Origin of the sequence: Pseudomonas sp. 8 R 14, from assembly GCF_900005955.1 — a bacterium.
GTDB lineage: Bacteria > Pseudomonadota > Gammaproteobacteria > Pseudomonadales > Pseudomonadaceae > Aquipseudomonas > Aquipseudomonas marginalis.
Genome location: NZ_CVTH01000027.1, coordinates 166,534 through 178,321, shown reverse-complemented (window position 1 = coordinate 178,321; position 11,788 = coordinate 166,534). Strand labels below are relative to the sequence as shown.

Annotated in this window: 15 protein-coding genes; 10 read left to right on the top strand and 5 right to left on the bottom strand. The window is 60.1% G+C overall.

Features of this window, described 5'->3' with window-relative positions; translation table 11 throughout:
• Positions 1 to 28 precede the first annotated feature (28 nt).
• From lptB to BFQ01_RS03875, 5 genes are read right to left on the bottom strand one after another with little or no spacing between them, the layout of a single operon-like run.
• On the bottom strand, positions 29 to 754 hold the full coding sequence (gene lptB / locus BFQ01_RS03895; protein WP_027604810.1) for an LPS export ABC transporter ATP-binding protein: 726 nt from the start codon (positions 752 to 754) through the stop codon (positions 29 to 31).
• Positions 754 to 1,287 carry a lipopolysaccharide transport periplasmic protein LptA gene (lptA, locus tag BFQ01_RS03890; protein ID WP_027604809.1) on the bottom strand — a complete coding sequence of 178 codons (534 nt, stop codon included), beginning with the start codon at positions 1,285 to 1,287 and terminating at the stop codon, positions 754 to 756. The genes lptB and lptA overlap by 1 nt, the downstream gene beginning before the upstream one ends.
• Entirely contained in the window at positions 1,274 to 1,846 is a 573-nt protein-coding gene (gene lptC / locus BFQ01_RS03885; RefSeq protein ID WP_065924291.1) for an LPS export ABC transporter periplasmic protein LptC, read from the bottom strand. The genes lptA and lptC overlap by 14 nt, the downstream gene beginning before the upstream one ends.
• 8 nt (positions 1,847 to 1,854) lie before the next feature.
• Positions 1,855 to 2,379, bottom strand: coding sequence for a KdsC family phosphatase (locus BFQ01_RS03880; protein ID WP_065924290.1), 525 nt, complete (start codon positions 2,377 to 2,379; stop codon positions 1,855 to 1,857).
• Positions 2,380 to 3,354 carry a KpsF/GutQ family sugar-phosphate isomerase gene (locus BFQ01_RS03875; protein ID WP_027604806.1) on the bottom strand — a complete coding sequence of 325 codons (975 nt, stop codon included), beginning with the start codon at positions 3,352 to 3,354 and terminating at the stop codon, positions 2,380 to 2,382. It abuts the gene before it with no gap.
• Between the two features lie 311 nt (positions 3,355 to 3,665).
• On the opposite strand from BFQ01_RS03875, the gene BFQ01_RS03870 reads away from it, so the two are divergent.
• The 10 genes from BFQ01_RS03870 to hisC all read left to right on the top strand — a co-directional run bounded on the left by BFQ01_RS03870 (position 3,666) and on the right by hisC (position 11,695).
• The gene (locus BFQ01_RS03870) at positions 3,666 to 4,475 is read left to right on the top strand and encodes an ATP-binding cassette domain-containing protein (protein ID WP_065924289.1); all 810 of its coding nucleotides are present in this window, start codon (positions 3,666 to 3,668) and stop codon (positions 4,473 to 4,475) included.
• Complete coding sequence (mlaE, locus tag BFQ01_RS03865) at positions 4,475 to 5,272, top strand: lipid asymmetry maintenance ABC transporter permease subunit MlaE (RefSeq protein WP_010213107.1); 798 nt, start codon at positions 4,475 to 4,477, stop codon at positions 5,270 to 5,272. The genes BFQ01_RS03870 and mlaE overlap by 1 nt, the downstream gene beginning before the upstream one ends.
• Positions 5,272 to 5,739 carry an outer membrane lipid asymmetry maintenance protein MlaD gene (gene mlaD / locus BFQ01_RS03860; protein WP_003171814.1) on the top strand — a complete coding sequence of 156 codons (468 nt, stop codon included), beginning with the start codon at positions 5,272 to 5,274 and terminating at the stop codon, positions 5,737 to 5,739. The genes mlaE and mlaD overlap by 1 nt, the downstream gene beginning before the upstream one ends.
• An 11-nt stretch (positions 5,740 to 5,750) precedes the next feature.
• On the top strand, positions 5,751 to 6,398 hold the full coding sequence (locus BFQ01_RS03855; RefSeq protein WP_065924288.1) for an MlaC/ttg2D family ABC transporter substrate-binding protein: 648 nt from the start codon (positions 5,751 to 5,753) through the stop codon (positions 6,396 to 6,398).
• The gene (locus tag BFQ01_RS03850) at positions 6,395 to 6,700 is read left to right on the top strand and encodes an STAS domain-containing protein (RefSeq protein WP_065924287.1); all 306 of its coding nucleotides are present in this window, start codon (positions 6,395 to 6,397) and stop codon (positions 6,698 to 6,700) included. Before BFQ01_RS03855 ends, BFQ01_RS03850 begins: the two co-directional genes overlap by 4 nt.
• A gap of 114 nt (positions 6,701 to 6,814) precedes the next feature.
• Complete coding sequence (locus BFQ01_RS03845) at positions 6,815 to 7,054, top strand: BolA family protein (protein ID WP_027604803.1); 240 nt, start codon at positions 6,815 to 6,817, stop codon at positions 7,052 to 7,054.
• A gap of 23 nt (positions 7,055 to 7,077) precedes the next feature.
• Entirely contained in the window at positions 7,078 to 8,343 is a 1,266-nt protein-coding gene (gene murA / locus BFQ01_RS03840; protein WP_034102217.1) for a UDP-N-acetylglucosamine 1-carboxyvinyltransferase, read from the top strand.
• A 212-nt stretch (positions 8,344 to 8,555) separates the two neighbouring features.
• Positions 8,556 to 9,191, top strand: a complete 636-nt coding sequence (hisG, locus tag BFQ01_RS03835) for an ATP phosphoribosyltransferase (RefSeq protein WP_003188599.1) — start codon at positions 8,556 to 8,558, stop codon at positions 9,189 to 9,191.
• Positions 9,192 to 9,319: 128 nt separating this feature from the next.
• Complete coding sequence (hisD, locus tag BFQ01_RS03830; protein ID WP_065924286.1) at positions 9,320 to 10,639, top strand: histidinol dehydrogenase; 1,320 nt, start codon at positions 9,320 to 9,322, stop codon at positions 10,637 to 10,639.
• 3 nt (positions 10,640 to 10,642) lie between these two features.
• Entirely contained in the window at positions 10,643 to 11,695 is a 1,053-nt protein-coding gene (hisC, locus tag BFQ01_RS03825; RefSeq protein WP_065924285.1) for a histidinol-phosphate transaminase, read from the top strand.
• Positions 11,696 to 11,788: the final 93 nt, after the last annotated feature.

Here is an 11,788-nt window from a genome sequence, read left to right as displayed (position 1 = left end):
TGCCGCCGCCTTGTTTTTGCAGGCGGCCTTACAGGCGGAACTCGTGACCCAGGTACACTTCCTTGACCAGTTCGTTGGCCAGGATGGTGGCAGAGTCGCCCTCGGCGATCAGCTGGCCATCGTTGACGATATACGCGGTTTCGCAGATATCGAGGGTCTCACGCACGTTGTGGTCAGTGATCAGTACACCGATGCCCTTGGCCTTGAGGTGGTGGATGATCTGCTTGATGTCGCCGACCGAGATGGGGTCGACGCCGGCAAACGGTTCGTCCAGCAGGATGAACTTGGGGGCAGTGGCCAGGGCGCGGGCGATTTCCACGCGACGACGCTCACCACCGGACAGGCTCATGCCAAGGTTGTCGCGAATATGGTTGATGTGGAATTCCTGGAGCAGGCTTTCCAATTCTTTGCGGCGGCCTTCACGGTCGAGTTCCTTGCGGGTTTCAAGGATGGCCATGATGTTGTCGGATACCGACAGCTTGCGGAAGATCGACGCTTCCTGCGGAAGATAGCCGATACCTGCGCGGGCACGGCCATGCATTGGCTGGTGGCTGACATCCAGGTCGTCGATCAGTACGCGACCTTGGTCCGCCTGGACCAGGCCGACGATCATGTAGAAGCAGGTGGTCTTGCCGGCGCCGTTAGGGCCAAGCAAGCCGACGATCTGGCCGCTGTCGATCGACAGGCTGACGTCGCGCACGACCTGACGGCTTTTATAGGCCTTGGCCAGATGCTGGGCTTTCAGGGTTGCCATTACTCGGCCTTCTTCTTCGGCTGGATAACCATGTCGATACGTGGGCGTGGCGCGGTGACCTTGCTGCCATTGGCGCGACCGGCGTTGGCGATCTGCTTCACGGTGTCATAGGTGATCTTCTCGCCTTCCGTGGAGTTGCCATCGGGGCTGAGTACCTTGGCCTGGTCGATCAGCACGATGCGATTCTGCTGGGCGTGATACTGGATGGTCTTGCCGTAGCCCTTCATCGGGCCGGTGTCGGTAGCCGACTGCTTCTGTTCGAAGTAAGCCAGGTTGCCCACCGAAGTCACCACGTCGATATCGCCCGCCTGGGTGCGCGTCAGTGTCACCGTGTTGCCGGTGATCTTCATCGAGCCCTGGGTGATGATCACGCCGCCGGTATAGGTGGCGACGCCTTGCTTGTCATCCAGTTGCGCATCGTCAGCCGAGATGTGGATCGGTTGCTGGCTATCGTTCGGCAGAGCCCAGGCGCTCACGCTTCCCAGTGCTGCGCCCAGACCGAGCAAAATAGGGAGAGTTTTAACGAGCCTCATACTGTCCTCTTACGTTCGATAGCAGGTGTATCCTGCTTTCTTTCAAATACGCTTTCATTCCCTTGCCAGTCGATACACCGCCAGCGCCGTCGATTCTAACGTCTTGCTCGGTCTGCGCATATTGCTTCTGTGGGAATACGGTCATGCGACTGCTGGTAATCACGGTGTCACGGTTTTTGGCGTCAGTACGCGCAACGCGTACCGAGTCAATCAGTTCTACCTCGGTGCCGTCCGGGTTCACCTCGCCACGCTTGCTCGTGACATGCCATGGGAACTCGGTGCCGCGGTACAGGTTCAGGTCCGGGTTAGTCAGCAGGGTGACTTCGGTGGCCTTCAAATGCTCGACTTTGTCCGAGGTCATTTCGTACTGCACCTTGCCGTCAGGCAGGAACTGCACGCTGTAGGCATTGGTTGCGTAATAGTCGATAGCCCCTTCTTCAACCTGCGCTGCAGGCTGGTCGAGGAAGCGCCCCGGGCTGATATTCCAGTAGCCCACCGCGAGGAACAGTGCGGCGATGACTCCGAATAGCAGGAAGTTGCGAATCTTTTTACTCAGCATAAAACGCTCTATAGGTAGGCGGCGTGGGCCGCTTCAAGACTGCCCTGGGCTCGCAGGATCAGTTCACAGAACTCGCGGGCGGCACCTTCGCCGCCACGGGCGGTGGTGACGCCATGGGCGTGCTCGCGAACAAACGTCGCCGCATTGGCGACGGCCATGCCCAGGCCCACTCGGCGAATGACCGGCAAGTCGGGCAGATCATCGCCCAGATAGGCGACCTGCTCATAGCTTAGGTTGAGTTGGCCAAGAAGCTCGTCCAGAACCGCCAGTTTATCCTCGCGGCCCTGATACAGGTGAGGAATACCGAGGTTTTGTGCGCGGCGTTCCACAACGGGGGTTTTTCTGCCGCTGATAATCGCCGTTTGCACGCCCGAAGCCATCAGCATCTTGATGCCCTGGCCGTCGAGGGTATTGAACGTCTTGAATTCGCTGCCATCTTCGAGAAAGTACAGGCGGCCATCGGTCAGCACGCCGTCAACGTCGAAAATCGCCAGTTTGATGTGTTTGCCGCGTTGCAACAGGTCGCTGGTCATTTACATCACTCCCGCACGCAGCAAGTCGTGCATGTTCAGGGCGCCAACCGGGTGGTCGTCGCTATCGACCACCACCAGCGCGCCGATCTTGTGGTCTTCCATGATCTTCAAAGCTTCGGCCGCCAGCATTTCAGGGCGTGCAGTCTTGCCATGGGGGGTCATCACGGCGTCGATGGTCGCGGTGCGGATATCGATGGTGCGGTCCAGGGTGCGGCGCAGGTCACCGTCAGTGAATACCCCGGCCAGGCGCCCGTCGGCTTCCAGGATCACGGTCATGCCCAGGCCCTTGCGGGTCATTTCCATCAGCGCGTCCTTCAGCAGGGTGCCGCGCTGGACGTGGGGCAATTCCTCGCCCGAATGCATGACGTTTTCCACTTTCAGCAGCAGGCGGCGGCCCAAGGCACCACCCGGGTGGGAAAATGCGAAGTCTTCAGCGGTGAATCCACGGGCTTCCAGCAGCGCCACGGCCAGGGCGTCGCCCATGACCAGGGCGGCGGTGGTGGAGGAGGTCGGCGCCAGGTTCAGCGGGCAGGCCTCGTGGTCCACGTGAACATTCAGGTTCACGTCGGCGGCCTTGGCCAGGGTGGATTCCGGGTTGCCGGTGAGGCTGATCATCTTGATGCCCAGGCGCTTGATCAGCGGCAGCAGGGTCACGATTTCGTTGGTGGTGCCGGAGTTGGACAGCGCCAGGATGATGTCATCCTTGGTGATCATGCCCATGTCGCCGTGGCTGGCTTCGGCCGGATGCACGAAAAATGCGGTAGTCCCGGTGCTGGCCAGGGTGGCGGCGATCTTGTTGCCGACGTGGCCCGATTTGCCCATGCCAACCACGACAACACGGCCCTTGCTGGCCAGGATCATCTCGCAGGCGCGTACGAAATCTGCGTCGATATGGGCCAGCAAGCCTTCTACGGCTTCAACTTCGAGGCGGATGGTGCGTTGCGCGGATTGAATAAGGTCGCTGGATTGGCTCATGTCTGAAGTCGTATAGCCTGACGAAAAGTCGGCGATTATAGCGGTAATGATCAATTCCCTCACGCAAGTTCGTCAGGCTTTATTCAACGAATGCCTGAGATCGATCCTCAGTAACATAGCCAGCAACGTTTTTTCCCTGTCCTTAAACTGAACTAGCGCAGTTCCGGCCTTGGGCGCCCTGTACCAGCAGTGATATAGTTCGCCGCCAGTTCGGTCCGCCCAGCCCATGTGGCTATCTATATGCGTCACCGTTGCAAACGTTTGTCGCATGCATGGTGTCTGAGTGAGAGGCTGCATCCCAAGGAGTTTAGATGAGTGCCGATAACGCCTACGCGGTCGAGCTGAAGGGACTGACCTTCAAGCGCGGGACGCGCAGCATCTTCAATAACGTCGATATTCGCATTCCCCGCGGCAAGGTCACGGGCATCATGGGTCCGTCCGGTTGCGGCAAGACCACGCTGCTGCGTCTGATGGGCATGCAATTGCGCCCCAGCGCCGGTGAAGTATGGGTCAACGGCCAGAACCTGCCGACACTGTCGCGCAGCGATCTGTTCGATGCGCGCAAGCATATGGGGGTGCTGTTCCAGAGCGGTGCGCTGTTTACCGACCTCGATGTGTTCGAGAACGTGGCATTTCCGTTGCGGGTGCATACCCAGCTGTCCGATGAAATGATTCGTGACATTGTGTTGCTGAAATTGCAGGCCGTGGGCCTTCGCGGCGCCATCGACCTGATGCCCGACGAACTGTCCGGCGGCATGAAGCGCCGCGTGGCCCTGGCGCGCGCCATTGCCCTCGACCCGCAGATCCTCATGTACGACGAGCCCTTCGTCGGCCAGGATCCGATTGCCATGGGCGTGCTGGTACGCCTGATCCGTCTGCTCAACGATGCCCTGGGTATCACCAGCATCGTGGTCTCCCACGACCTTGCAGAAACCGCGAGCATTGCCGATTACCTTTATGTAGTCGGCGATGGCCAGGTGCTGGGGCAGGGTACGCCTGAAGAACTGATGAACGCCGACAGCCCGCGTATTCGCCAATTCATGACCGGCGATCCCGATGGCCCCGTGCCTTTTCACTTTCCGGCAGCGGATTACCGCTCAGACCTTCTGGGGAAGCGCTGATGCGCAAGACATCTCTTATCGAGAAGGTTCGCCTTTTCGGTCGATCCGGTATCGACATCGTCGAAGTGCTGGGCCGCTCGACGATTTTCCTGTTCCACGCGTTGCTCGGCCGCGGTGGCATTGGTGGCGGCTTCGGCCTGTTGATCAAGCAGTTGCATTCGGTGGGCGTGATGTCCCTGGTGATCATTGTGGTCTCCGGGGTGTTCATCGGGATGGTGCTGGCGTTGCAGGGCTTCAATATCCTGTCCAGCTACGGTTCGGAGCAGGCAGTGGGGCAGATGGTTGCCCTGACGCTGCTGCGTGAGCTGGGGCCGGTCGTGACTGCGTTGCTGTTCGCCGGGCGTGCAGGTTCTGCGTTGACCGCCGAAATCGGCAACATGAAGTCCACCGAGCAGTTGTCCAGCCTGGAAATGATCGGCGTGGACCCGCTCAAGTACATTGTTGCCCCGCGCCTGTGGGCCGGCTTTATTTCCCTGCCGTTGCTGGCGATGATCTTCAGCGTGGTCGGTATCTGGGGCGGCTCGTGGGTGGCGGTGGACTGGCTGGGCGTCTATGACGGCTCCTACTGGGCCAACATGCAAAACAGCGTGACCTTCAGCGGTGACGTGCTCAACGGCATCATAAAGAGCATCGTCTTCGCCTTTGTAGTGACCTGGATCGCCGTATTCCAAGGCTATGACTGTGAGCCCACTTCAGAAGGGATCAGTCGCGCCACCACCAAGACCGTTGTGTACGCCTCGTTGGCAGTACTGGGCCTTGACTTCATTTTGACCGCCTTGATGTTTGGAGATTTCTGATGCAAAACCGCACTGTGGAAATCGGTGTCGGCCTTTTCTTGCTGGCTGGCATCCTGGCTTTACTGTTGCTGGCCCTGCGAGTCAGCGGCCTTTCGGCCAGCCCCACCGCCGATACTTATAAACTTTACGCGTACTTCGACAATATCGCCGGTTTGACTGTCAGAGCTAAAGTGACCATGGCCGGTGTGACCATCGGCAAGGTCACGGCAATCGATCTGGATCGCGACAGCTTCACCGGGCGAGTGACGATGCAACTGGACAAGAAGGTAGATAATCTGCCGACCGACTCCACTGCATCTATCCTCACTGCGGGTCTGCTGGGCGAGAAGTACATCGGTGTCAGCGTGGGCGGGGAAACAGCCCTGCTCAAGGATGGCTCGACCATCCACGACACGCAGTCGTCGCTGGTACTTGAAGACCTGATCGGTAAATTCCTGCTCAATACGGTCAATAAAGACGCCAAATGAGGAATCTGTACATGATCTCTACCTTGCGACGTGGCCTCCTGGTACTGCTGGCAGCGCTGCCGTTGATGGCCAACGCAGCGGGTTCTGCGCACGAACTGGTGCAGGACACTACCAACAGGATGTTGGCTGACCTGACTGCCAATAAAGAGCAGTACAAGCAAGACCCGAGCAAATTCTACGAAGCACTGAATACCATCGTCGGCCCGGTCGTCGATGCTGAAGGTATTTCGCGCAGCATCATGACGGTCAAATATTCGCGCAAGGCCACCCCTGCGCAAATGCAGACGTTCCAGGAAAACTTCAAGCGCGGCCTGTTCCAGTTCTATGGCAACGCTTTGCTTGAGTACAACAACCAGGGCATTACCGTCGCTCCCGCCGGGGATGAGTCGGGCGACCGCACCAGTGTCAACATGAGTGTCAAGGGCAACAATGGTGCCGTCTACCCTGTGCAGTACACGTTGGAGAAGATCAATGGCGAGTGGAAACTGCGCAATGTGATCATCAATGGCATCAACATCGGCAAGCTGTTCCGTGACCAGTTCGCCGACGCCATGCAGCGCAATGGCAACGACCTGGACAAAACCATCAATGGTTGGGCCGGTGAAGTCGCCAAGGCCAAGGAAGAGACCGATAAAGCCGCTGGGAAACCTGCCCAATGACCGAGTCGGCTGTTCGTCTCGGCGACGCGGGCGAGCTGTTCCTCAGCGGCGTGCTCGATTACCGCACCGGGCCTGACCTGCGCAAGCAGGGCCAGGCGCTGATCAAGACCAGCACGGCCCCTGCGTTGGTGCTGGATTGCTCGGCGGTAACCAAGTCCAGCAGTGTCGGCTTGTCGTTGCTGCTGTGTTTCATGCGCGATGCCGAAGCGGCCAAAAAGTCGGTCACCCTTCGTGCATTGCCCGAAGACATGCGTGAAATCGCCGAAGTTTCCGGTTTGACCGAGCTGTTGGCGCATCCTTAATACACATTATCGATAAAGCCCCCCGTCAGAGTCCTGCTATGCGGGGTTCGCAGGCGCGGGGCTTTTTTGTATGATGTGCGACCCGTGCGCACTGGGCGCCGATAGAGGTTGATCATGCAGGCCCTAGAAGTTAAGAGCTTTCTCGAAGGAAAGCTGCCGGATACGAACGTAGAAGTTGAAGGCGAAGGCTGCAACTTCCAGCTGAACGTGATTAGCGATGAACTGGCGGCACTCAGCCCGGTCAAGCGTCAGCAGCAGATCTATGCCCATTTGAACCCGTGGATCACCGATGGCAGCATCCACGCGGTCACTATGAAATTTTTCAGCCGCGCGGCCTGGGCCGAGCGCACCTGAGCCCCCAAGGCGTCGAGATTCTTATGGATAAATTGATTATTACCGGCGGTGCCCGCCTTGATGGCGAGATTCGCATTTCCGGTGCGAAAAACTCTGCCTTGCCGATCCTGGCTGCGACCCTGCTGTGCGATGGCCCTGTGACCGTGGCCAACCTGCCGCACCTGCACGACATCACCACCATGATCGAGCTGTTTGGTCGCATGGGTATCGAGCCGGTAATCGACGAAAAGTTGGCCGTCGAAATCGACCCGCGCACCATCAAGACCCTGATCGCCCCGTACGAACTGGTAAAAACCATGCGTGCGTCGATCCTGGTACTGGGCCCGATGGTCGCTCGTTTCGGCGAAGCCGAAGTCGCATTGCCTGGCGGCTGCGCCATTGGCTCGCGTCCGGTGGACCTGCACATCCGTGGCCTCGAGGCCATGGGCGCGACCATCGACGTCGAAGGCGGCTACATCAAGGCCAAGGCTCCGGAGGGCGGCCTGCGTGGCGCCAACTTCTTCTTTGATACCGTCAGTGTGACCGGTACCGAGAACATCATGATGGCGGCCGCCCTGGCCAACGGCCGCAGTGTGCTGCAAAACGCTGCGCGCGAGCCTGAAGTGGTCGACCTGGCCAACTTCCTGATCGCCATGGGTGCCAACATCACCGGCGCCGGCACCGACACCATCACCATCGACGGTGTGAAACGCCTGCACCCGGCCACCTACAAAGTGATGCCGGACCGCATCGAGACCGGTACCTACCTGGTGGCTGCCGCCGTCACCGGTGGTCGCGTCAAGGTCAAGGACACCGATCCGACCATCCTGGAAGCGGTCCTGGAAAAACTGCGCGAAGCCGGTGCCGAAATCACCACCGGTGAGGACTGGATCGAGCTGAACATGCACGGCAAGCGGCCAAAAGCCGTTAACGTGCGTACCGCTCCGTACCCGGCGTTCCCGACCGACATGCAGGCGCAGTTCATCTCCTTGAACGCCATTGCCGAAGGCACGGGTGCCGTGATCGAGACCATCTTCGAAAACCGCTTCATGCACGTGTACGAACTGCACCGCATGGGCGCGAAGATCCAGGTCGAAGGCAACACTGCCATCGTGACCGGCACCGAGAAGCTCAAGGGCGCGCCAGTCATGGCCACCGACCTGCGCGCGTCGGCCAGCCTGGTGATCTCGGCGCTGATCGCCGAAGGCGATACCCTCATCGACCGCATCTACCACATCGACCGTGGTTACGAGTGCATCGAAGAAAAACTGCAGATGCTCGGCGCGAAAATCCGCCGCGTACCGGGCTAGTCCCTCTGCATTGTAGGAGCGAGCTTGCTCGCGAAGAACTCGTGGGCACCGCGTTGAGTCTGAATAAACGCGTTATCGTTGACGTTTTTCGCGAGCACGCTCGCTCCTACAGACACTGGTTTGTTTCAAATCGAGGCTGTCATGGCCTCGATCTGTGTCTGGCGCCGTTTGCGACCGGGCAGCAATAGCCTGATGAAGGACTGACGTTTCCCATGTTGACCATCGCACTGTCCAAGGGCCGCATCCTTGACGACACTTTGCCGCTTCTGGCTGAAGCGGGCATCGTGCCGACCGAGAATCCGGACAAGAGCCGCAAGCTGATCATCCCAACGACCCAGGACGACGTTCGCCTGCTGATCGTACGGGCTACCGACGTGCCGACCTATGTTGAACATGGTGCAGCCGACCTCGGTGTCGCCGGTAAAGACGTGCTGATGGAATACGGCGGCCAAGGCCTGTACGAGCCGCTGGACCTGCGTATTGCCCTGTGCAAGCTGATGACCGCCGGCCGTGTCGGTGATGTCGAGCCTAAAGGCCGCCTGCGCGTGGCCACCAAGTTCGTCAACGTCGCCAAGCGCTACTACGCCGAGCAAGGCCGCCAGGTCGACATCATCAAGCTCTACGGCTCGATGGAGCTGGCGCCGCTGATCGGCCTGGCCGACAAGATCATCGACGTGGTCGACACCGGCAACACCCTGCGTGCCAACGGTCTCGAACCACAGGACTTTATCGCCGACATCAGCTCTCGGCTGATCGTCAACAAAGCGTCGATGAAGATGCAGCACGCCCGTATCCAGGCGTTGATTGACACCCTGCGCAAGGCAGTGGAGTCTCGACACCGCGGTTGACTCACCCGCGTAGCTGAAAAGCTGCGCCCGTCTATCCGCCTCATAGCCAGAATTCTCAGGTGCCCAAGCGGAAACGACTGCTAGTTTAGGGCGCCTGAGTTTTTGCCAATTCTATTGAGGCCCTCGCTATGACCACGTCCACTGCAATTGCCCGACTCAACGCTGCCGACCCGGATTTCGCCCATCATCTGGATCATCTGCTGAGCTGGGAAAGCGTGTCCGACGACTCGGTCAACCAGCGGGTCCTCGACATTATCAAGGCCGTGCGCGAGCGCGGTGATGCGGCGCTGGTGGATTTCACCCGGCAGTTCGACGGTCTGGACGTCAAGTCCATGTCCGACCTGATCCTGCCCCGCGAACGCCTGGAACTGGCCCTGACGCGCATCACCGCGCCCCAGCGCCAGGCCCTCGAAGTCGCCGCGACCCGAGTGCGCAGCTACCACGAAAAACAGAAGCAGGACTCCTGGAGCTATACCGAGGCTGACGGCACCGTACTGGGCCAGAAGGTCACGCCCCTGGACCGTGCCGGCTTGTACGTGCCGGGTGGTAAGGCCTCGTACCCCTCGTCGGTGTTGATGAACGCGATTCCCGCCAAGGTGGCCGGCGTCACCGAAGTGGTCATGGTGGTACCGACCCCGCGCGGTGAAATCAACGAACTGGTACTGGCTGCCGCCTGCATTGCCGGTGTCGACCGCGTGTTCACCATCGGCGGTGCCCAAGCGGTTGCCGCCCTGGCTTATGGCACCGAAAGCGTGCCGAAGGTCGACAAGGTGGTCGGCCCCGGCAACATCTACGTGGCCACTGCCAAGCGCCACGTGTTCGGCCAGGTCGGTATCGACATGATCGCTGGCCCTTCGGAAATCCTCGTGGTGTGCGACGGCCAGACCGACCCGGACTGGATCGCCATGGACCTGTTCTCCCAGGCCGAGCACGATGAGGACGCCCAGGCGATCCTGGTCAGCCCGGACGCCGAGTTCCTCGACAAGGTCGCCGCCAGCATCAATAAGCTGCTGCCGACCATGGACCGTGCCGAGATCATCGAGAAATCGATCAATGGCCGTGGCGCGCTGATCCTGGTGCGTGACATGGAGCAGGCTATCGAAGTGGCCAACCGTATCGCGCCGGAGCACCTGGAGCTGTCCGTGGCCGATCCACAGGCCTGGCTGCCGTCGATTCGCCATGCGGGTGCGATCTTCATGGGCCGCCACACCAGCGAAGCCCTGGGCGACTACTGCGCCGGCCCCAACCACGTCTTGCCAACCTCTGGCACCGCGCGCTTCTCGTCGCCGCTGGGGGTGTATGACTTCCAGAAGCGTTCGTCGATCATCTTCTGCTCGCCACAAGGCGCGTCCGAGTTGGGCAAGACCGCCTCGGTGCTGGCCCGTGGTGAATCCCTGAGCGCCCACGCCCGTAGCGCTGAGTATCGAATCCTGGAAGAGGGGAAATAACACATGAGCAAATTCTGGAGCCCCTTCGTCAAGGACCTCGTGCCTTACGTGCCCGGCGAGCAACCGAAGCTGACCAGGCTGGTCAAGCTCAACACCAATGAAAACCCCTACGGCCCGTCGCCCAAGGCGCTGGCTGCGATGCAGGCCGAGTTGAACGACAACCTGCGCCTGTACCCGGACCCCAACAGCGACCTGCTCAAGCAGGCCGTGGCCAAGTACTACGGGATAGACGCCGGCAAGGTGTTCCTCGGTAACGGCTCCGATGAAGTCCTGGCACACATCTTCCACGGCCTGTTCCAGCACGAGCTGCCGTTGCTGTTCCCGGATATCAGCTACAGCTTCTATCCGGTGTACTGCGGCCTCTACGGCATCAAGTCCGACCCGGTGCCGTTGGACGAGCAGTTCCAGATCCGCGTAGCGGACTACACCAGGCCCAACGGCGGGATCATCTTCCCCAACCCGAACGCGCCCACCGGCTGTGTGCTGGCGCTGGACGCCGTGGAGCAGATTCTCAAGGCCAGCCCGGATTCGGTGGTGGTGGTCGATGAAGCCTATATCGACTTTGGCGGCGAAACAGCCATCAGCCTGGTGGACCGCTACCCGAACCTGCTGGTGACCCAGACCCTGTCCAAATCGCGCTCACTGGCCGGTTTGCGCGTGGGCCTGGCCGTGGGCCACCCGGACCTCATCGAGGCGCTGGAGCGGGTCAAGAACAGCTTCAACTCCTATCCGCTGGATCGCCTGGCGATTGTCGGCGCGGCGGCGGCGTTCGAGGACCGGGAGTACTTCGAGAAGACGTGCCGGTTGGTCATCGACAGTCGCGACCAATTGGTCGCGCAACTGGAAGGCAAGGGCTTTGAAGTGCTGCCGTCAGCAGCCAACTTCATCTTTGCCCGCCACCCACGGCACGACGCAGCCGGCCTGGCGGCCAAGCTGCGTGAGCAAGGGGTGATCGTGCGGCACTTCAAACAGGAGCGGATTGCCCAGTTCCTGCGGATCAGCATCGGTACGCCGGAGCAGAACCAGGCGCTGATCGATGGGTTGGGTGAGCTCTAAGCCACACTGAAGATCAAAAAATGTGGGAGGGGGCTTGCCCTAATGCCAGTCAGTTAAGCGTACATCGCCTCCTGTAGGAGCGAGCTTGCTCGC